Raw genomic sequence first — 20,828 nt, forward strand, 5'->3', positions numbered from 1 at the left:
TCTGAGGTGTTCGCGCGTCTATATAGGGCAACATGCACATGGCAGAAGTTCCATTACCAACACCGACACAGGCTCCTGTTCCAAGTACTGACATTCGTAACGCTGTATTTGCAGGCGCAAAGATTGACGAAGAAGTAACCGGCTCTGGCGAATACTACACTGATCGCCTTGGTGTAAAGCATCTGACTAATACCGGTAGAAATAATCAATTCAATACAGCTCAGCAGGAAAGAGAAAGCCGATTCAATGCGTTTATCCAAAACTCGGGTTATGAAGTAATCGGTGATTACACTGCCGGTCCGTTGACGCTCACCGAGTATAACCAGATCATTCGTTATAACAACGAGTTGTATAAACTAACCGCAGCAACAGATATCCCGTTTACCACGACTGGTAATACTGACGAAACATGGATCAGTACTGACGCTGCGCATTTTGTATCTGTCGGTGATGCCGCTCTTCGTCAAGAATTGGGTTCAAGCGCGCCGGGGAATGGAGGGTCTATTATTGCTCTTGAGCAGGGCGGAACAGTCCAGGACGCAATATTCCATATTACTCCAGGCATGTTTGGCTACACTCCAGACTTCAATATTACATCTCAAACTGGCACAGATAATGGCCCAGCCTTGAGACAGGCGATTGCAAAAGCTATAGCTCTTGGATGCCAAATTGTTGAGATCCCCGCAGGCTTTGCATTGATTGATGTCTCATTGGAGGATGTTAATTTAGGTGGGCAAGGGTTTAAAGGATACCAGGGAGTTAAGCTCGTAGGGGCAGGACAAAGAAATACGAGGCTTTTCTTTCGCGGTCCTGCTGGGAGCGTTGGCATATCCAATATTGGTGGAAGTGGTTCAATATCTCAAAAATCACTACACGGTATAGGCCTATCTACAACCAATGATTCAGTAAGGAATATTAATCTGTACCTTCTGGATGGATGCTGCTTTTCCCACAACTCGGATTTATGGCTGCTTAATGGTGCAAGCGGCATTAAATATAGCAATAGTGGAACCTCGGGCAGCTTTACTGAGTTTAATACCTTTACAAATAGTAGGGTGCAAAACTGTGCCGATAATATTCTTTTTGAAGTCAACGGGGGCGATAATAGTTTCCATGGCAATTCATTTACCAATGTACAGAACCAAGTTTTAGCCGGGTCAACATTTGGGAATGGGGTCAGGGTTTATGGAATCACATCTCCAGCTTACCTTTATAACCAAACGTGGGACATGAAGTTTTTCGGTGGCACCAACTGCAGAGCGTACAAGCTAACTAATTGTAATACAGATAATCTTAGTGGAAACCTATCATTTGAAGGCAACTTAATTTGTGAAACGACCGACGCCTCTTTTTTTGAATTTAAAGGTAACTTTTCTGGAATAAGCACCCTTACATTTAATGTGGCAACCCCTACTACTGTAAGGGCTGCAAATTTCATATTTAACAATGTGCTAGATGATTTTAGTTCATTTAGTAATACAGCGCTGTCATCTTATAGCCCTAGACTGTTCAATCCGCAATTAGCAGACACGACTGATAATGGAGTCACCGCTTCTGTTTGGAGAGTGAGAAATGCAGTTGGCGATGGGTTGCTTTTTAATGTTTTCAACGGTAGTCCAGGTTGGTTTTTCTCGACAACTCAGGCCAATCAAAGAACCCAGGCTGCGACACCAAAATATTCATTAGGTCCTGATGGCAATAGCTTCACTGGTTATTCATCAACACTTTATCTTAACCCGATAAATTCGACATATGGATTGCAATTATCATCAGCTGATTCTCGATTTGCCCCCAGAACAGATAATACATTATCTTGTGGCGCAGGGGCGTTTAGGTGGACTCAGGTTTTTGCAGTTAATAGCACAATAGGAACGTCAGATAAAAGGAAAAAAACCAACCTTCGCCAGATTGATACTAAAGAAATTTCAGCGTTTTACGAAATTGGACAACTTGACTCGGTGTGGCAGTGGTTAGAAAAATATCAAACAGAGGGGGATGAAGCAAGGTTGCATTCTGGTCCGACAGTGCAAGATGCCATTGAAATCATGACGCGCTATGGTCTTGTATGGAGCGATTATTCCTGCTTTGTACATATAGAGCAAGACGCCAGTCCAGAAGAGGTAGAGACATGGGGCGATATCTATGAGATTATTCCTGATCAGTCAGCTATCTATGAGGATGATGGTGTCACGCTTCGTCAAGCAGAAGAAAAAGGCGGGCTAAAGCTAAAGACACCTGCAGGTAGTCGGGTCATCAAAGATGCACAGCCAGCTATGAGTGAATATGCATTTAGAAAAGAAGAGTTATTATTCTGGATTACAAGGGCGATTATTGCCAACCAAGATATATTATCAAAGAGACTTGATGCACTTGAGAAGATATCGCAATTGAATAAATAATGATATTCAATCAAAAATTATCAACACTTGCAACGCATTATGTATAATTGCTTTTCCATTGTAATTATTTGATACATAATCATTAGAGATGGATGCCCAAAGTGTTGTTCATCTCAAATAACGCATTTCTGCAAAATCAAAAATGCTTTGTAGCTTTATTTAAATGAAGGAAAATATCGATGATGGATTTAGGTGAAGTTGAATATGTCGTAGAAGATTCGATGTGGTTCATCAAATATAGGCATGTCATCACAGGAGGGCGCTATGATTCCCAAGAAACAGCGCAGTATGCCGCTGAGACGCTTACTGTTGATGATATGGATATTTTATGGATGGATAAGGTTATAAAAAACCCCAGCAAGAAAGGTGCTGAAGTCCTCATTTCCCGGCAAGATATAGATGAGTTTTTGTCAACCCGGCCCGTATATTCCAAAAGTGAATAAATGACAACTTGACGTGTTTAGCCCCTCAATAATACTGTATGTATAACCAGTATTATTGAGGGTATGGATCATGCTCAGACAATCAGACATCAACAACGCGTTTCGTGAATCGATTCTTCGGAATTCGAAGGGCTACCAGTACCTGCACACCAGGGATTTCGTATCTTCGCTGCAGCGGCGCGGCATCCACTTCTCAGAGCCCGAGGCAAATCGCTGGATAGAGCGCTATCAAAACTGCTTTGCTGACAAGACTCCGGACCATAGCGAGAACCGTTTGTGGATATTGAGAAACATGGGGAGGGTCATGTAATGGGCTTTCCATCTCCGGCCACAGATTATGTAGAAAGCACCCTGACAGTGAACTCTCTGTGCAATATCGGAGCAAACTCTCAAGTTATCAGCACAGATAGTGGCTTTGCTGTTCTTGATTTGTCTCTGAAAGCTAAGCAGGGGAGCACTGTCCTGATAAGGCACGCTGGGTTTATGGAGTTTGCAAAAATCTTAGGCAGGGCATTTATCACGATGGAGGGAGAAGCTATCGAAGGGGAAGCGCTGGATGAAGTGGGGGTGATCGGAGTTGTCACGTATACGATTCACGACGTGATGCAGGATAGCAGTCCTGTGTGATGTGTCGTAAATGTGGCGTAACTGAATGGTGCAATAAGGACAAGGACGCCTTACAACGACACGTAAAGACACAAAACCGGATGCGAACGCGGAAAACATATGTGTTTACAGTGTGTTATTTAACGCTCTACTTTCTTCTAAGCCGTAGGTCACAGGTTCGAACCCTGTAGGGCGTACCATTTTTTTCGTTAAGCATCCTCTGCCCAATCCTCTTCCCTTACCTTTTTACTCCCTGGAATGAGTCCTTTTCTATCACTGGCTTTATCGAAACCGACGCAGGTGTAAACGAATCAGGGCGGTGCAGAGGACTTTTACAGGCTTATTTCATGCAGGCGAATAGGGGCTCATAGCCCTCAATCCACCAAAGAAAGGATCGGCAGAGCCAAATGAGAGATAATACCAACTCATTAATGGTGGCGAATTGCATCGATTGGCTACAGCAGTAGGTCTTTCGTTGATTGAGGGATGCGCAGTAATATAAGCAGGTACAGTCTAAAATATTTGAGTTAGTATATTCGCCATTGAATCACATAACATGCCGGGTCGGATGAAATATATGAAACTATGAGGATGCTATAGCATTCAATCATGGAACATGCCGCTAAGGACAGAATATGAAGATAACTGAAGATAATCTCAATGAAATAATTGATTTGCTGAATGATTTAATTTGCGATGAAAATTTGTTAACACGCACGGAACGCCTTGATTTGGTCCGGGCTGTTGCCGCCATCGGGGCGATGAAAGCACGTGTTGCTATAGTGTCTTCACAAAAATCTTCGTCGATAAAAAAGAGTGGAGAAAAGAAAGAAAAGGTTATTGATCCACGGTTTCCAAACGCTGGCATACCCTGGAATGACAATGATGAGTCCATGCTACGGGAAGTATTAGAGCCTATTCCGGAGGAGGAGATAGGAGAGCATCTCTTCTGGCTGGCTGAAAAGCTTGGGCGCACTCCTTATAGTGTAGCTTGTAAGATAGCTCAGATAAAAAAATTACCTGCAGAATGGAAAGATAGCTTCCGTAAAATTTCCGATCGGATTCGCGATTCGAAAATGACGATTGGCGAATATATTCAAGCTAAAGGCCATGAATAGGCGCGGAATAAGATTCGAGCTGAGGCACTTTTTAGTACAGGATCTGCGTGCAAGCTGCAGGCAGATCGACTGCATAACGATTTCTTGTGACGTTACCAAAAATACTTTCAGAGATATTCGGCACTATTGAGAAAGATCAATATGCTGTTTCTTGCTGCCGCGTAATTTGAGATGTCCTCTCTCACAAGAGCAATCATTATGGCCGTTAAACGACCCGTTACCGCCGTGTTAGCGTTGCTGTGCACTTTTATCGTCGGCGCTGCTGCTGCTAAAACACCGCAATTAACTGATGATCAAGTTAAGCAGCAAATTATTGAGGCTTCTATCGCTTCTTACCCCGGTGTTTGCGCTTGTCCGTTTAATCGGGCGAGAAACGGCAGCGCCTGCGGCAGGCGCAGTGCCTGGAGTAAAGCAGGAGGCTATGCGCCAGTATGTTATAAGAAAGAAGTCACTCAAGAGATGATTAAACGCTGGCGTCAATCTCAACAAATATAGAGATTTATCTCCGCTGGAAACGCAACGGTAGTTTGCGCTGGAATCTGGTTTCAGAGAGTCCAGCAACACGCAGACTCTCTGGAAAAAGGGCAGAGGCACGCTCGCTTTCCTGGCCTCAGGCGCCGGTTTCATTTTTTATTCGCCTGTTAATGTATTCCACGGCCTGAGAGACATCCATAATCCCATTTATCGCGTTCGTCACGCCCTGGCCGATAATAATTTCTGCCTGGCGCAGGTTGAAAGGCTTACCCTGCGTACCCTGCGACTCTCTTATCCCGACCACGCCCTTTTCATTCAATAAATTAAACCATGGATAGAGGTTAAGGACGTTCTGATCGTGACAAACCCCTGACCAGGCGCAGTTTCCTCCGAGCAGAACCAGATGACGCGCAATTTCATCGGAATAAAGCCAGTTGAAGAACTGCTCAACCTGCTTTTTCTTTTTGCTGTAGCGGGACATCCCAATGGATCCCCCTCCCAACTGTGGAAGCTGTCCCGGGACTGAAGCATAGCCAATAGTGGGGGCGATAGGGCTATGCGCGACGTCATTGAACAAATTGAGATACATGATCAACATGGCGAGGTTGCCGCGCTCAAACTGCTTAACGGCGTCACTCCACCATTCTCCTGAGAGATTCACGGCGACGGAAAGCTGTTGCAGGTACTGTTCAAGCGCCGTAGCGGCAAGTGAAGTCTCCAGTTGAACCGGTTCGCCTTCGCGAACCAGACGTCCGCCGAGCGCGTAGTAACGCAGCAGATATTCCGTGGCGATAAGCCCTGAGCTGCCTAAGGTCACCGCCGTGCCCATCGGGCGCAGTCTGTTATCCGGCTGATGCTGGCGGCTGAAGAAAGCCGCTAACTCATCAAATTGCGCAAAGTTTTCGGGTAGCGTTAACTCTTTGCCCGTCGTTTCGTAGAACATCCGTTTTATCGTCGCATCTTCAAAGAGATCGCGTCGGTAAAACAGGAGCTGCATACTGGCATCAAAGGGGATGGCCCACGCGGTGCCATTCACCATGCTGAAGTGCTGTCGAATCTGGTCAGAAAAATGAGTCAGCAGCTGCGGCAGCGCAGGGGAAATCGACTCCAGCGGCAATAACGCTTTTTCTGCAAACCAGGGAAAACAGGCCATATCGATGCGCAGGAGATCGTAATAGGGATGCAGATGAAGATGGGAAAGAATTTCAAACACTTCATCATAAGGATAAACCGCAAGATTTACCTTGATACCGGTCTGACGATAAAAGTGAGGTAACAGCTTTTTCAGCGCATCGGTTGAGGGGCTGGGCAAAATTAACATATTCAGCGTCGCCTCGGTCTCAGGCGGCTGGACGGATTGGCCATCTAATGAAAATCCGCTATTTGTCAGAATTCGATGCGTTACCTGTTTTTTAGGCTGGCGAATATGGGAAGCGATGGCGGTACCCAGGCGACCATAGTCCATCTGGTAGTTTGTGACGCCGTCGAAGGCTGCCGGAAGATTATCACTCAACTGCAGTATTGGCGGACAGGACTGCGCGCTACCAAACCAGGCTGCCTGCGTCACGGCTCGCGTTTTATCACTATCCTGAGTGATGAGAATATCGGGGGGAACGCCGCGGAAAAAATCAAACGCTACGGTGTTAGACTCGCCCGCCTGCGAGGATAAAACGGTGAGCTTAGTCTGCGGACTGACTGTCCGGCAGGTCTCCTGTATCGCCTGAATAAAACATGCGCTATGAGCATATTCAAGGGGTTCGCAGAAGATACCGATATGGCCCGGCCGCTGCGCGAGCGCTCTTCTCGCAAGGTGTTCACCCGCAGTGACGTAATCGAGGCTGAAATAGTTGTCAGCTCCGGCAGGTTGCCGGTAGGCAAAAAGGATCTGTTCCGCGGGCAGCTTGAGCATTTCATAATAAGGTTGGCTATTGCTCAGGCAGCTGACGGTAACAATGGTCTGGTAAGATTTTGCCGCCAGCGTTTGCAGAATCTCCAGTTCCAGGTTGGGCAGATCGTTGGTCAGGTAAAGATCCAGCGGTTCGCTTAATGATGGCTGACAGACCTGATGTAAGCCCCGGTAAAGCTGGTAATACTGCTCCGCATTAATGTCTGGCAGCAGCAGCGCCACCCCCTGGCTTTTACTGGCTCTTAACGATTGCGCCTGCGCATTTAACTGATAGCCCACTTCCTTAGCCGCTCGTTGAACCGCTTCAATCTTCTCAACGCTGACATTTCCTCTGCCATTAAGTACGTTCGAGACAGTGCCGTGTGACACACCGGCTAGCTTTGCTATGTCTTTGATTGTTGGCATATTTTAATCCTTACCCTCATGCGTTGATGCTAGCACGGCATACCGCTGAAAACTATCGTTGCCGGTGGTATTTGAACGTTACAAAATTATTTTGTGTGATTTATAGACATTAAAAATATTAATCTTTTCCGGCTTGAGACGAGTAACGATGTAGTAAAAATGACAATTTGTTGAAATTTAAGATAAATACAATAAGTTTTTGAAGGGGATCACTTCTGGGAAAAAAGATCGTTGTTCCTGTTAAATGGCAGAATCATAATTGACACGTTCCAATTACGTTTGATTACATATCTGATGATAAAAACAGCAACCTGTTAGTGATAAGAGGAAATCATGAAGATCCATTTTCTGGGAACGGCAGCGTCTGAAGGGATACCTAACCCGTTTTGCCGCTGCGAGCACTGTCAGCAAGCCCGTATACGTAAGGGAAAAGACATTCGTACACACTCTTCCGCGATTATTGATGATCAACTGTTGATTGACGTCGCGCCGGAATTTAGCCAGCAGCTGCTGCGCGACGGCATGGACGCAACTGAAATCAGGTCGCTTCTGTTTACCCATACTCATCCCGATCATTTCAACGTCGGCGATCTTTTCAGCCGAATGGAGGGTTACGGATTTGAGATTACCCATCCGCTGAATATCTTTGGTAACGATCGTGCGATTAACGGTGCGGCAGAGGTTTTGCCGGGCTATAGCGCAGAGCGCTTTGCCTTTCATTGCCTGGTGCCCTTCGTCACCGTAGAAACCCGTGGTTATCGGATAACCCCGCTGCTGGCCAACCATGCTAAATGGGAGCTTTGCTATACCTGGTTTATCGAAAAAGAGGGCCAGTCAATATTTTACGGTCATGACTCTGGCTGGTTTCCTGAGCTCACCTGGCAGTGGCTGGAAGGCAAAAAAATCGATCTGGCCGTTCTGGAGTGTACTTACGGCTTTAATGGAGAAAATCGTACCAATAACCATATGAGTCTGGAAACGGTGTTCGCTGCCAGAGACAGACTGGCGGAACTGGGCTGCCTGAAGAAAACAAGTCAACTTATCGTCTCGCATATTTCACACAGCGGCGGTCTCCTGCACGATGAGCTAGTAGCAGCATGCGATAAAGAGAACATTCTTGTCGCCTGGGATGGGCTTAACCTGAGCATTAACCAATAAAGGATATGCAATATGGACCTTAATAAAACACCACGCCTGTTAATTATGATGTTCATACAGTACTTTATGCAGGGCGCCTGGAATATGACCATGGGGCTGGTATTAAGTACCTATGGAATGGCGACCATAATCGGCTCATCCTATGCCTTGCTCGGATTAGCGACAATTATTTCACCGTTATTTATTGGTATGGTGGCCGATCGCTTCTTTGCGTCACAAAAGGTCATGGCGATCCTGCACTTAGTCAATGCTGGCGTTCTGCTGTTTGTTCCGCAATTTATTGAAGCGCAAAATACCGGCATGACGCTGACCATGATTTTCCTGGTCGGTCTGCTGTTTTATCCGACAACGGCGCTGGCTAACAGTATCAGTTTCAGCCATATCAATGGGGTTAAATATTTCCCATTCATCCGCGTTTTTGGCACCTTCGGCTTTATGGCAATCGGCTTTATCATTGGTGAAATGGGCTATTCCGGCAACACCGTTACCTGGTATATTGCGGCAGCTTCCGGCGTCGTCCTGGGCTTATATTGCTTCACATTGCCGAATACGCCGCCAAAAGCAAAAGGAAACGCTTTTGCGCTGCGCGATCTGTTATGTCTCGATGCTCTGGCACTCTTCAAAGATCGTAGCTTCAGCGTGCTGATGCTGAGTATCTTTGTCTTAATGATCCCCAAAACCGCATATTCCGCCTATATTCCGGTCTTTTTGAAAGCGCTGGGGTTCGATAATGCCGCATCAATGATGCAGATCGGGATTGCCTGCGAAGTGATTTTCATGTTCCTGCTGTCGTTCTTCTTACTAAAAGCCGGCTTTAAAATCACGTTGATGCTGGGGGCCGTTTGCTGGATCATCCGCACGCTGTTGTTTGCTCATGCCTCGCTGGATGCCAACATGATGTTTGTGCTGATTGGCCTGATGTTACAGGGATTCTGCTGGGACTTTTTCTTTACCGTCGGCGATATTTATGTTGACCGCAAAGCCGCGCCAGAGATCAAAGCGCAGGCGCAAAGCTTGAGGTTTATCGTCTCCAACGGCGTCGGGCTGCTGTTTGCTTCTACCGTTTGCGGGCAGATTTTTAACAGTACCGTGACAGAGCAAGGGCCGGAAGCGTTACCGCAATGGGAAACATTCTGGTTAGTTTCAGCCGGTGTCGCCGCGGTAGTGAGCGTCTTCTTCCTGATTTTCTTCCGCGACGATTTGTCAAAACGCAAAACGGATCTCGCATTGAAGAAAGCGAACTCCTGATTGATAACGGATCTTTCATTAAGGTAATGATATGAATAATCTGGCCGCCACGATCGTCGATCACGGATGGTTTCCGTTATTGACCATCGTCAAAATCAGCATTGCGTTTATTCTGGGAGGCATCATTGGCCTGGAAAGAGAATCGAAAGGGAAACCTGTCGGATTCAAAACCTGCGTCATTTTGTCTGTCGCCAGCTGTGTGTTAACCATCGTTTCAATACAGTCGGCGGAATACTATGCTGAAATTTCGACGAACATTCGTAGCGATCCGATGCGCCTGGCGGCCCAGATTATCAGCGGCGTCGGTTTTCTTGGGGCGGGAGTGATTCTGCATCGACACGACGATGCTATTTCAGGCCTGACGACGGCGGCCATTGTCTGGGCATCAGCCGGGGTTGGAATTACCTGCGGCGCCGGTTTTTATTTTCATGCTTTTTTCGCCACGGGTTTGTTCTTATTGGCGATAAAATTAAGCCCGTTCATTATATTCCTGCAAACTAAAAATCAGTTCCCCGGAAAAGTGAAAGTACGGGTGGTTCTTGATGAACGAGGGGCCCTTGAAAAGCTGATAAGCCGTATCCATCAGCAAAAAAATATTATCGAAAATATTACGATTAGAGACCTTAAAAAGGGAAAGATTGAGGTTAATTTGAAAATGGTTATTCGCCAGAAAATGACCTTACCTGACTTATACCACGATCTGTCTCATGTTGATCATGTCTGCGCGCTTGCCCTTGAACATTGATTAGTATAAAAATGTAAATTATGTGGCCGCTGGTTCTCTTTCACGTTGGCGGTACCAATACACCCGATATCGGGTGTATTGGTAAGCGTAATGATAGTGAAAATGAGGAATTAAAATGATTAATGCGCTAATTTAGCGTCAGCCCAGTACGTTACAATTCTCTGATGATGATCTCCTCAAGTTGTTCGATGCTTATCTTCCTGATTTGCTCACATGAGAGAGAGGGTCTGATAAGTCGGAGATGCATACTGTCGTTAACAATTATTATCAATGGTTTCTCATTGCTACTGCGAATAATATCCAGAATCGAACATATTTTCCACATTGTCATTATACCTGTAGTTGATAAAACAAGTTTTTCATTTATATCATACAGCCTTGAGTAAAATGATAGCCTATATCATCGCCGGGATGAGGAGAGGGATTCGTCCTAATATAATATCTACCAGCAACTTGGTTGAGAATTATTCTATCCTTCTTTTCCCATTTATTATTGTTTTGATTTAAAGTAAATAAAGTAGAACCATTAACTAATTGGCTTAATACCCATTGTCTGTTTCTGCAAATGCCTGGTTTAATGACGCCATCGAGTTCGTGATGAATATAAAACTCTACCAGCAGGAAATGACTGTCATTATATTTTGCGCCAGCAACCAGGAATTTGGCCCAACGATAGCTGTACATGATATGCCTCTTATTACTTATTGTTTAATCATTAAATTAAAATCTACATATTATTCGCTTTGAGTGCCGGGAAACTTCTTTTTAAAATATATAAGGAGGCAAGGATTACTGCAATGGAAGATTTACTAATCAATAATTATAAACATATCAGGCGTAAGAAATTAATTATCATTTTCTTATAACCATTGTTTTAACTTTAAAAGCGATTTTTGTGCGAGATTTAAAGTTTTTTTAAATAAATTTAATAGGTATCGGGCATGGTTAATTAATGCATGATGTAATTTTTTGTTATAGATTATTTCTAGTTCATTCAAAAGTATTGGTTGTTGTTTCATTTGGCGCAAAGAATTTGAAACGGCACACAGAATCCAATTAAATAAAAAATGGTGATAACATTTATCATGTTTTTGTTGTTACTATTGGTTTACTGCTAAAGAGTAGTTTTGTGATGTATGCGCCGTTAGCAGGGATGAGCGGGTGTCGAAGAGCGAACATCAGGGCTCCACTGATGAGCTATAAGCCTCTAAAAAGCTGGCACAACGTGTTGACAATACTTCACTTTCTCCGGGATGCTGTAGGGCCCAATAGCTCCTTGCCTTTTATCAGCATACCCTGCTATTCACAGGATGCAGATAACATATGAAGTACTTAATTGAAAGCAAATTGTTTTATAACGCTGAGTCTGGTGAGCTTATTTATATTGATATCGGTGTAACGGAGAAACACCAGTTAACCAAAACGGCTAACCATATTCTGGCTATACTGATGGCGTCACATGGGAAGGTCGTTTCTCGACAAAGTTTCTTAGAGCAAGTCTGGGAATCCCGTGGACACGAGGCATCAAATTCATCTTTAAACCAATATATTAGTATCCTCAGAAAGAAATTATCACTCCTGATAAGAAAAGATAATATTATATTGACAAGCCCCGGCGTTGGTTTTTATCTCTCGAAAGACATCAAGGTCAAACGGTATGATGACGCAAGCCAGGAAGGACTACCTTCAGAAAAATTACGTCAGCAACGATTTCGTTACCTAAAACACGGAGGCGTGGTAGCTTTGATAGCCAGTTTGATTATTGTTTTTTTTGCCAGGTATGAAGTGGCCGCAACATCGATTCTGGCTAAGAGTTCAAATAACCTGGAAGAAATCGGTAAGTGTCAAATAAGATCTTATGTTCAGATCCCTGAAAGTATGCAGGAAAAATTACTTAATATTTTGGTTAGGCACCATCCTGGGTTACTTGAACATTGCCAAAGCAGTCCAGCCAGGTTGATAATATATGCACAAAGAAACGTTTTGCAGGGTAAGTCTGGGGGGATATTTTCATCTTTTTGCCCTATGGATAGTGTAAATAAGAAAATAATTTATTGTAATAACGTTTATGTAAGTCAATGGAGGCAGCATGACTAACAACGTGCTCTACCGTTCCTGCGGTTTATTAGGCTGCGCTATCATTGTTCTGATTATTTATGTGTTGTGCTTATTCAGTAAGAAAAGCAAAATGAAAACATGTGAGGCCAATGTATACTATAATATATCATCCTTAAATGATTCATATACATTTGATGGTCATGTTTTATTTGATATGAATAATAACACTGGTTATGTTTCCTTGTCCGGAAAAATAGTCGATGGCGATGAGACTTACTATCTGTCACAGGACATCAACTTTGACTACATGGCGGTGGGTGAGGGCCGGTATAAATTATTGCCAGGTAAACAAGATACTAATAAATATGGAGATGTTCCTGATGATCTTGTAATGCCACTTTATGATATCATGGGCTTATCCGGGAAATCACCCATTTTTATCTTTGCTAAAAATCGGGATTATATAGTCTGGGGAACGCTGAATACGCCGGTTATGACCTGCGTCTTTACTTTGGATCACTGAGCGACAGATCTCTGTCGAGGCAGAAGCGCTGATAAAACCCGGCGACTGACGCCGCCGGCAACGCCATTACTTTATTGCCCCCTCAAGGATAAGTTTGTCCTTTTCTCCCCGGGTGATGCTCTGCTGATGCAGGCTGTCAGCGAGCGTCACGTCATTGACGGCGAAAAACGCCCAGGCCTGCGGTGTATTAGCGAACGTTACCTCATCAAACTGGCTGTCGCGCAGGAAGGAGATACTGGTCGCTTTGGTGTTACGGAAACTGACGTTGGAAAAACGCAGATTCTGGTGGTAGGCATCGCGAGAATAGGTCAGTCCAAATGATTCTGCCATTTCGGCTACCGTCATGCCGTCAATCAGGATGCTGTGCTTAGCCGAAGTACCATCGACGGTGACGTCCTGCACCTGAACGTCGCGGAACTGAGCGGGCTCGTCGGCAGGGGTCGTATCATTCACGTCGGCGCTGTATTTGATAGTAAAAACGAACGGCTCTTTGGCGATATCTTTCATCGCATTATGGCGGAACAGCACATCCCTTACGCCACCGCCGTAGTAAGGGCGGCTTTTCATGCGCAGGCCGACATCGGTCATATACATGACGTTATCCTCGGCGCGAACTTTTTCGATCCATGCTCCGGTATGGCTACCGGTCACCACGGCGCCGTGGCCTTTACGGAAATAGTTATTAAAGATCCACGCCCCGCTTTGCGGCTGTTGATGAAAAGTTTCCGCGCCTTTACCAAACCCGGCGGCGAAATTGACGCAATCATCCCCGGTATCAAAGAAGTTGTTGAAAACCAGCGCATTCTGGCTATTGCCGAACTCCACGCCGTCGGCGTTATTGCCGTCAAAGGTCTGGTGAACCAGGCCATTGAGCGTGATATTTTTTGACTCCAGCGCCATTACCCCGTGGAACGCGGGGTTGCGGATTGTCAGCCCGGCAAGATAGAGGTTCTGCACGCCGCGCAGAGTCATCAGGCTGGAGCGGCGATTTTTATAGGCGCTATTGCTTTCGATGCCTTCCGCAATAGCCGTTTCGGTCTGATGCTTTGCCAGAATACCGTCTGCGCCAACTTTATTGGCATTACTGGCCCGGTACTGCGGCAGTTCATTGCCCATTTCATCGATAATTGTGGCCTCGCCGCCGCTTTTGACGCCCCGGGTCCAGCCGTTGCCGTCAATCGTACCTTGACCGACGATGCGAATATTGCGAAACGTCCCGGCCGGAGACTCGCCCTTATCGTCCGCTTCCAGCACGTTAATTAATGATGGCGGGCGACGGGGCTGCGGATGATCGCTGTAGGGATAGAGGTAATAGCCTTTTTCCAGCGGATACTGGGCCGGATCGTCTGAACCCAGCAGGGTGGCGTCAGCCGCAATCTCCAGGGTCATATCGCTGTGCAGGAACAGCGCGCCGCTCTTGAATATGCCGCCGGAAATCAGCACCTTGCAGCCCTGAGGATAGTGCGAGACCGTACAGTTATCGATCGCCTGCTGCAGCGCCTGGGTATTCAGCGTAGTGCCATCACCCTTTGCACCAAAGGTTCTGGCTTCGATGACGTGCGGCGTTTTGCGGGTTTGCGCTTTAACCACCGCGCTGTCCGGAGATTCCTGACCATCGGCGTAGACCGCGCGCACCGTAAAGGCATATTCCGTATCCGGCTGCAGGTGAGTGACCGTAAAGGTACGCAAATCGATTGGCTGCTGCCAGCCATCGCTGGCAATCCGCTGATAGAAGTTATCAATATAGGGTTTGGCCGGTGAAAAATGGTTTTGATTTTCGCGCGCCAGACCCAGCCGCTCGCCCTGGCGGTAAATCGCGTAGTCCACCACCTGCTGCGTCTCTGATTCCGGCTTTTCCCAAACCAGCACCAGGCTATTTTCATCAGCAGACAGGACGGGAACCATGACGTTCTGCGGCGCGGAGGCGGGCGCTTCCGCCGGGTTATCGCGGTTTACGCCGCTGTCATTACAGCCGCCTGCGAGTCCGGCCAGGGCGATAGTCAGCGCCAGCATAGGGCGTGAAGGTCGGAAGGTATTGCGCATATATTTTCCTTAATGTCATATCTCATGGGAAAACAAAACAATAATTCATTTATAGTGAAATTCTATTTTATATTTGCTTTGGAAAATAAACGCGAGTCAGCTCAATCTTTCAGCAGATGCTAAATAAATGTGGGTTGGATAAGAGAAACGCGGCCAGAAGTAAACCTCGCTGGCCAGATTTCCTGTTACTGCGCGGCATAATCGAGACGATAGCCGCAGGAGGTCGGTAGCACATGTGCAAATCCCGAGCCGCCAAGATGCATACCGGCGACGAGCAGGTTTTCGCTTGCGGCTCGGGCGAGGAGCGATTCCCGCGTCGCTCTGGCCTGCGCGGGGTCGCTATCAAAAGCGATGGCAGCGGCGGGCCGGGCGGTCTGAACATGCGGAAAATGGACAATATCCCCCCAAATCAGCAGGCTTTGCGGAGCGGAGTCGATGCGAAACCCGCAATGGCCCGGCGTGTGTCCGGGTAGCCAAAGCGGGCGGATACCCGGGACGACCTCTCTCTCATCGAGAAAGCTAAGGCGGCGGGCCCACGCGCCCAGGGTTCGGCGGGCGAGGGCGAAGTTGCGCTGTCCCCGCTCATTTGCCCGATTCAACATACCGTCATCCTGCCAGTACTCCGCTTCCAGAGGATGCAGATGAAGACGGGCGTTGGGAAAGCATGGCGCGCCGTGAGCATCCAACAGGCCGCCAATGTGATCCGGGTGGCCGTGGGTCAGTAGTACGGTATCGATCTCTTCTGCTCCAACCCCCGCCGCTTGCAAACTCGCGGCAAGCGTGCCGCCTCCTGTACCTGCATCGACCAGAATCGTCCTTCCCTGGCCGCGAATAAGATAGGCATTAATGTCGATATCATCCGGCGCAATGATGCCGGCATGGCGCTGGATTTCCAGAGCATCATCGCTATTGATACCGGACAGCAGCGTCAGGCTGGCGGCCATACTGCCGTCGCTAAGGGCCATCACCTGAAAGTCGCCAATCTGGCGGGAGATAAAAGCGGGATTGCGCATTATGGCCTCTTAGCGTGCATCAGGTTGAATATCAAGAGAGCTGAGCAGCTGAGCGCCCATGGTCTCGTAGAGGCGGTATTTTTCCTGTCCCGCAAGCAGCCTGGCCTCCCGGCGCGGCAGAATGTAGGCCACGCGCTGCGGCGGATTGTTATCCAGCCCGGCAGCGTGCAGTATGGTCGGCGGATACCCCAGTTCTGCGTCAATGAAGTCCAGCGGCGCCGGGGTGAGTAACAGAACCTCATCCTGTGAGACCTGCGGAAATACATCGTCGTACCGATACAGGTTGCGGCGCCAGTCGCAAATATGCGCCTGCCAACGCGAAAAGTTGCCGCCGCCTTTAAGCCGATACTCTTCGCTGGCGATAACGGCTGCATCGGTAATGGTATGAATCGCCAGATAGAGCGGGCTGCGGGAGGAAAGGGCGCGAAAGCGCTGCGAGGCGCGGAAACCGCCGACGGAAACCAGCGCCGGCAGCTTGTGCTGGCTGTAAAACGTATTCCAGCTGGCTTCGCTTTCCGGATCGGCGTAACTGCACTCAACGATATATAGCATGGGCAAGCCTCTGCATGATTGAAGGGTGATATTGACGTTTAATCATCCTACGTGCTGCACTGAGCCGCCTGAAACGATATTATTTCATCCTTCAATGATCTTTTGTCATCAATTCACCGCGTAAACCGGATACCCGTATGCGAAAAAAACTCCCCAGCAGCGCCTCTCTGCAGGCCTTTGAGGCTGCCGCCAGGCACGGTAATTTTGCCCGCGCGGCGGAAGAACTGTCGCTTACCGAAGGGGCGATAAGTCGGCAAATCGCCCGCCTGGAATCGCTGTTAAACTGCAAGCTGTTTGAGCGGACGGGAAGCCGGGTGCGGCTGAACCCCAACGGCGCGCGCTATGCGCACCATGTGCGCGAGACGCTGGAGCGTCTTGAGCGAGATACGCAGTATCTGATGGGGGCTGCGGACGGCAGCCGAAGCCTGGAAATCGCCGCGCCGCCGACCTTTGCCAGCCGCTGGCTCATTCCCCGACTGGGGGATTTTCAGCGCCGGAATCCGGATATCACCCTGAATATCGCGGTCAGAACCGACCCGTTTATCCTCACCGGCAGCGGTTTTGACGCGGCGGTTCATTTCGAGCATCCCGCATGGGCAGGAATGCGCTTGCGGTTTCTGTTTGAAGAGAGACTGGTGCCGGTATGCCACGCCGGGCTACTTACGGGCGAAGATCTCGCCAGCCAGCTGAACGCGCTGCCGCGTATTCATCGACGGCAAAACCCCGACGCCTGGCCGCGCTATGCTGAAGAGTGTGGGATCGCGCTGGATCATCCGGCGCGGGGCGTGCGCTACGATCTGCATGAGATGGCAATAGCCGCCGCGCTGGCCGGGCAGGGCGTTGCGCTGGTACCGCACGTGTACGTTGAAAAAGAGCTTGAAAACGGGTTGCTGGTTGCGCCCTGGCCTTTGGCTCGCAGCCTGAGCAAGCGCTTTTGTCTGGTTAAACCGCTGGAGCCCGGGATCAATGAATCGGCGCTACAGGCGTTTGAACAGTGGCTACTGGCGCAATAAGGCCCGAACGCGGGCCCTGGTCTCGGTCAGGCGTGGGATAAAAGCGGGAACATCAGCTTATGCGCTTTGAAGATATTTTCTTTTTGTCCGTAGATAAACAGAAGATCTTCGCCTTCAATTTTTTCATACTCACCAACCCGGTTCTCTTTGGGAGTAAAGCCCAGCACGGCCTGATAGGTATTTTCATCGGCGAGCTCATTAATAATGGCCGACAAAGAACGGTCGCTGTCGCAAAAAATATCAAAACAGATCAGCGCCGGTCCGTTTTGCATCGCGATGGCGATAGCCTGATTTTTCTCGGAATAAAAGACGAAGTGCTTCATAAACGCGGAACAGTAAAACATCAATAAACCGAAGTTATTCTGTACGCGCAGCTGCGAAAAGGGATTCGATTTTTCATAATACCGCTGTAATAGCGCGACATCCTCCGGCCGATCCATATCGAGCTTGCGGAAGTCGCCCGCCGCCGGCATTACCGGCAGGATAGCCTGATGCTCCTCGGTGCGCTCGAAGCCGAATTTTGGATAAAAATCAACGGTGTTTGGGTTAGCGAACAGAAAGAAAGCATCGGCTTTATCCTGCCAGTCCGCCAGAATGGCATTCACGAGCTGACCGGCGAGGCCCTTATTACGATGATCGACATCGGTCATCACGGTACCGATTTGAATATAGCGGCGGGGTTCATCCTGCCAGACCAGATCGATAATATTGGCGGAGGCGTTAGCAATCACTTTATTGTTGCTGACGAGGGCGTAGGGAATATAGGCGTCGGTCCAGTATCCTTTGCGGTACCACTCTTTAAAGGAGAGATCGAAGGTTTTAATCGCAAGATCAATGAAGCTATTTCTTAAAACGTCATTGTGCACAATTTGCTTATCTAATTTGTAGTTCATCGTCGACATTCCTTTACGCTGCGGGTGAGGCGCTGTTTTTCGGCCATCTGTTCGGCGGTCCGATCTGTGCCGGGCGACCTAAAAATAGCATATCCCCACGGTTGGGCGACGATTGCCGTGCCTAAGCTTTGCTCAGGTCACACATTCGGCGAAAATAAGGTCAAAAAGGGCAGACTTTCGTATCCCCAGGGAACATCGCGGTGAATCAAAGAAAAGTCTTTAGCAAATGAAAGTTTGTCACGCTTCGAAAACGGAGAAGAATATATTGCGTTCATGGTCATGACCCCTATCATTAATAGGTAGGGGAAATGTGTTATCATCCCGCCTTTCCCTTTTCGTCCTGGGGCTCTTTTTTATGCAACAACCTGTTGTTCGCGTTGGAGAATGGCTGGTTACTCCCTCTGTTAACCAAATTAGCCGCAAGGGGCGTCAGCTAACTCTCGAACCGCGCTTAATCGATCTTCTGGTTTTCTTTGCCCGCCATCCTGATGAAGTACTGAGTCGGGATGAGCTTATCGACAACGTCTGGACCCGCAACGTTGTGACCAGTCACGTCGTTACGCAAAGCGTTTCTGAGCTACGTAAGTCGCTGAAAGATGGCGACGATAGCAGCATGGAATATATCGCTACCGTTCCTAAACGCGGCTATAAGCTAACGGTGCCGGTGATTTGGTGTACGGAAGAGGGGGAGGAACTGACGCCGGTTATTCCTGCAGAAACGCCGACGGTCGCCGTGGACGCGCCATCGGTTTCCCCGCAGCCTGAGGCGGCTGCGCCAGAGATGGCGCCGGTGGCGAAGCCGGAAAAACGTAAGCGGCTGAGTACCTTTATCGTCTGGGGCCTGTTTTTGCTGGCGCTCGCAAGCTGCGTGGCGCTGGTGGCATTATCCACCCTGGAGTCGCGCCCGCCGGTCACAAAAACCCGCATACTGCTCAACCCGCGGGATGTTGATATCCACCTGCTCAGCGGCAATACCTGTAACAACTGGTCATCGCAGCACTCCTATGCCATCGGCCTGGGGAGCCTGATTACCACCTCGCTGAACACGTTCTCCACCTTTATGGTGCATGATAAAACCAACTACAACATCAATGAGCCGAGCAGTTCCGGAAAAACCCTGACCATCGAGTTCGTCAACCAGCGGCACTATCGCGCGCAGCAGTGCTTTATGTCGGTCAAAGTGGTGGATAATGCCGACGGATCGACGATGATGGACAAGCGTTACTTCGTGACCAGCGACAACCAGCTGTCGATTCAAAACGACCTGCTGAGTAGCCTGTCGGACGCGCTTAAGCAGCCATGGCCGGCGCGAATGCAGGAGATGCTTAAGCAGTATCAGCCGTCGCAAAGTATCGCGCTCACGCATTTCTATCAGGCACATCAGTTATTAATGAACGGAGACGTCGATTCGCTGGGCAAAGCCAGTAGCCTGCTTGCCGATGTGAATAAGCAGTCGCCGGACTTTACCTACGCCTGGGCGGAAAAGGCGCTGGTGGACGTATTACGCCATTCCCAGCAGCCGTTAGATGATAAACAACTGGCCGATCTTTACAGCGAAATAACCCGGGTGGGTAATATGCCGGGGATTAAAGATATGGCAATATTTTATCAAATTAAAACGGTAGACATGCTGGGTAAAGGCAAAGTCGATGAAGCCTACAGCGCGATTAATTCCGGGATTGATCTGGAAATGTCGTGGATGAACTATGTGCTGCTGGGCAAAGTGTACGAAATGAAAGGACAGAACCGGGAAGCTGCCGATGCCTATCTGACGGCGTTTAATTTACGACCGGGAGAGAATACGTTTTACTGGATTGAAAACGCGGTATTCCAGACCTCCGTAACCCGAGTGGTACCGTATCTCGATAATTTCCTCGCTTCAGAATAAGTAAACCCTCATCACGGCCATGGTTTTGGCCGTGATGAGGTTAAAATTATGTTTCTCATGAGCCGCCAGATTGTTATATCTTATAACCAGTCCGGTCCCGCATGTAACACCTTTTCAACACGATTTAGAGTTCACAACTTATTGAAAAATAACTTCATTTATCTTTTCCTGATATCAACATGTCATCCTGATATGTTGCGCGAAAAAGGTCAAAATATCATTTGTCTGATGTTTGCAGTTATTTCACTTTATCTTTAGGACTTATCTCGTACTAATCCGTAATCTTGTTGGCAGTTGGTCGGGTCAATAAAAGGTTCATCATCATGATCTGTACCTCCCAAAT

General features: G+C 48.0%; 19 protein-coding genes. 13 read left to right on the top strand and 6 right to left on the bottom strand.

Annotated features, from left to right (window positions below; all coding sequences use genetic code 11):
* Positions 1-38: 38 nt before the first annotated feature.
* The 6 genes from IAE27_RS01735 to IAE27_RS01755 all read left to right on the top strand — a co-directional run bounded on the left by IAE27_RS01735 (position 39) and on the right by IAE27_RS01755 (position 5,061).
* Entirely contained in the window at positions 39-2,399 is a 2,361-nt protein-coding gene (locus IAE27_RS01735) for a tail fiber domain-containing protein (RefSeq protein ID WP_200091640.1), read from the top strand.
* 179 nt (positions 2,400-2,578) lie between these two features.
* On the top strand, positions 2,579-2,842 hold the full coding sequence (locus tag IAE27_RS01740; protein ID WP_064351664.1) for a hypothetical protein: 264 nt from the start codon (positions 2,579-2,581) through the stop codon (positions 2,840-2,842).
* 70 nt (positions 2,843-2,912) lie between these two features.
* Complete coding sequence (locus tag IAE27_RS29535) at positions 2,913-3,152, top strand: hypothetical protein (protein ID WP_227630149.1); 240 nt, start codon at positions 2,913-2,915, stop codon at positions 3,150-3,152.
* Entirely contained in the window at positions 3,152-3,469 is a 318-nt protein-coding gene (locus IAE27_RS01745) for a hypothetical protein (protein ID WP_200091668.1), read from the top strand. The genes IAE27_RS29535 and IAE27_RS01745 overlap by 1 nt, the downstream gene beginning before the upstream one ends.
* 614 nt (positions 3,470-4,083) lie before the next feature.
* Positions 4,084-4,566 carry a hypothetical protein gene (locus tag IAE27_RS01750; RefSeq protein ID WP_004111080.1) on the top strand — a complete coding sequence of 161 codons (483 nt, stop codon included), beginning with the start codon at positions 4,084-4,086 and terminating at the stop codon, positions 4,564-4,566.
* A 198-nt stretch (positions 4,567-4,764) separates the two neighbouring features.
* Positions 4,765-5,061 carry a hypothetical protein gene (locus tag IAE27_RS01755; RefSeq protein WP_072031392.1) on the top strand — a complete coding sequence of 99 codons (297 nt, stop codon included), beginning with the start codon at positions 4,765-4,767 and terminating at the stop codon, positions 5,059-5,061.
* Between the two features lie 115 nt (positions 5,062-5,176).
* On the opposite strand, the gene IAE27_RS01760 is transcribed toward IAE27_RS01755, so the two are convergent.
* Positions 5,177-7,351 carry an extracellular solute-binding protein gene (locus IAE27_RS01760; RefSeq protein ID WP_154022504.1) on the bottom strand — a complete coding sequence of 725 codons (2,175 nt, stop codon included), beginning with the start codon at positions 7,349-7,351 and terminating at the stop codon, positions 5,177-5,179.
* A 333-nt stretch (positions 7,352-7,684) separates the two neighbouring features.
* Between IAE27_RS01760 and IAE27_RS01765 the strand changes: the two genes are divergently transcribed.
* From IAE27_RS01765 to IAE27_RS01775, 3 genes are read left to right on the top strand one after another with little or no spacing between them, the layout of a single operon-like run.
* Entirely contained in the window at positions 7,685-8,509 is an 825-nt protein-coding gene (locus tag IAE27_RS01765; protein ID WP_023320474.1) for an MBL fold metallo-hydrolase, read from the top strand.
* A gap of 12 nt (positions 8,510-8,521) precedes the next feature.
* Positions 8,522-9,757, top strand: a complete 1,236-nt coding sequence (locus tag IAE27_RS01770) for an MFS transporter (RefSeq protein WP_049127595.1) — start codon at positions 8,522-8,524, stop codon at positions 9,755-9,757.
* Between the two features lie 31 nt (positions 9,758-9,788).
* Positions 9,789-10,502, top strand: coding sequence for an MgtC/SapB family protein (locus IAE27_RS01775; protein WP_004111083.1), 714 nt, complete (start codon positions 9,789-9,791; stop codon positions 10,500-10,502).
* A 363-nt stretch (positions 10,503-10,865) separates the two neighbouring features.
* On the opposite strand, the gene IAE27_RS01780 is transcribed toward IAE27_RS01775, so the two are convergent.
* Entirely contained in the window at positions 10,866-11,186 is a 321-nt protein-coding gene (locus IAE27_RS01780; RefSeq protein ID WP_004099830.1) for a hypothetical protein, read from the bottom strand.
* A 639-nt stretch (positions 11,187-11,825) separates the two neighbouring features.
* On the opposite strand from IAE27_RS01780, the gene IAE27_RS01785 reads away from it, so the two are divergent.
* A complete protein-coding gene (locus tag IAE27_RS01785; RefSeq protein ID WP_108704115.1) occupies positions 11,826-12,599 on the top strand; it encodes a winged helix-turn-helix domain-containing protein in 774 nt (257 codons plus the stop codon).
* A complete protein-coding gene (locus tag IAE27_RS01790; RefSeq protein WP_004099834.1) occupies positions 12,592-13,083 on the top strand; it encodes a hypothetical protein in 492 nt (163 codons plus the stop codon). Before IAE27_RS01785 ends, IAE27_RS01790 begins: the two co-directional genes overlap by 8 nt.
* 66 nt (positions 13,084-13,149) lie before the next feature.
* On the opposite strand, the gene IAE27_RS01795 is transcribed toward IAE27_RS01790, so the two are convergent.
* The 3 genes from IAE27_RS01795 to IAE27_RS01805 form a co-directional block, all read right to left on the bottom strand.
* Positions 13,150-15,126, bottom strand: a complete 1,977-nt coding sequence (locus IAE27_RS01795) for a glycosyl hydrolase family 28 protein (protein WP_064396927.1) — start codon at positions 15,124-15,126, stop codon at positions 13,150-13,152.
* A gap of 185 nt (positions 15,127-15,311) precedes the next feature.
* Positions 15,312-16,139 (bottom strand): MBL fold metallo-hydrolase, encoded by an 828-nt coding sequence (locus IAE27_RS01800; protein ID WP_004099837.1) that lies wholly within the window; start codon positions 16,137-16,139, stop codon positions 15,312-15,314.
* Between the two features lie 9 nt (positions 16,140-16,148).
* Positions 16,149-16,691, bottom strand: a complete 543-nt coding sequence (locus tag IAE27_RS01805; RefSeq protein ID WP_064371862.1) for a hypothetical protein — start codon at positions 16,689-16,691, stop codon at positions 16,149-16,151.
* A gap of 137 nt (positions 16,692-16,828) precedes the next feature.
* On the opposite strand from IAE27_RS01805, the gene IAE27_RS01810 reads away from it, so the two are divergent.
* The gene (locus IAE27_RS01810; RefSeq protein ID WP_070557233.1) at positions 16,829-17,704 is read left to right on the top strand and encodes a LysR substrate-binding domain-containing protein; all 876 of its coding nucleotides are present in this window, start codon (positions 16,829-16,831) and stop codon (positions 17,702-17,704) included.
* Positions 17,705-17,730: 26 nt separating this feature from the next.
* Here the strand turns inward: IAE27_RS01810 and IAE27_RS01815 are convergent, their stop codons facing one another.
* Positions 17,731-18,597, bottom strand: a complete 867-nt coding sequence (locus IAE27_RS01815) for a GNAT family N-acetyltransferase (protein ID WP_049593431.1) — start codon at positions 18,595-18,597, stop codon at positions 17,731-17,733.
* 355 nt (positions 18,598-18,952) lie between these two features.
* Here IAE27_RS01815 and cadC point away from each other — a divergent pair, with 355 nt between their 5' ends.
* Entirely contained in the window at positions 18,953-20,485 is a 1,533-nt protein-coding gene (gene cadC / locus IAE27_RS01820) for a lysine decarboxylation/transport transcriptional activator CadC (protein WP_016808755.1), read from the top strand.
* Positions 20,486-20,828: the final 343 nt, after the last annotated feature.

The organism is Klebsiella sp. S69, from assembly GCF_016516145.1.
Classification (GTDB): Bacteria; Pseudomonadota; Gammaproteobacteria; order Enterobacterales; family Enterobacteriaceae; genus Klebsiella; species Klebsiella oxytoca.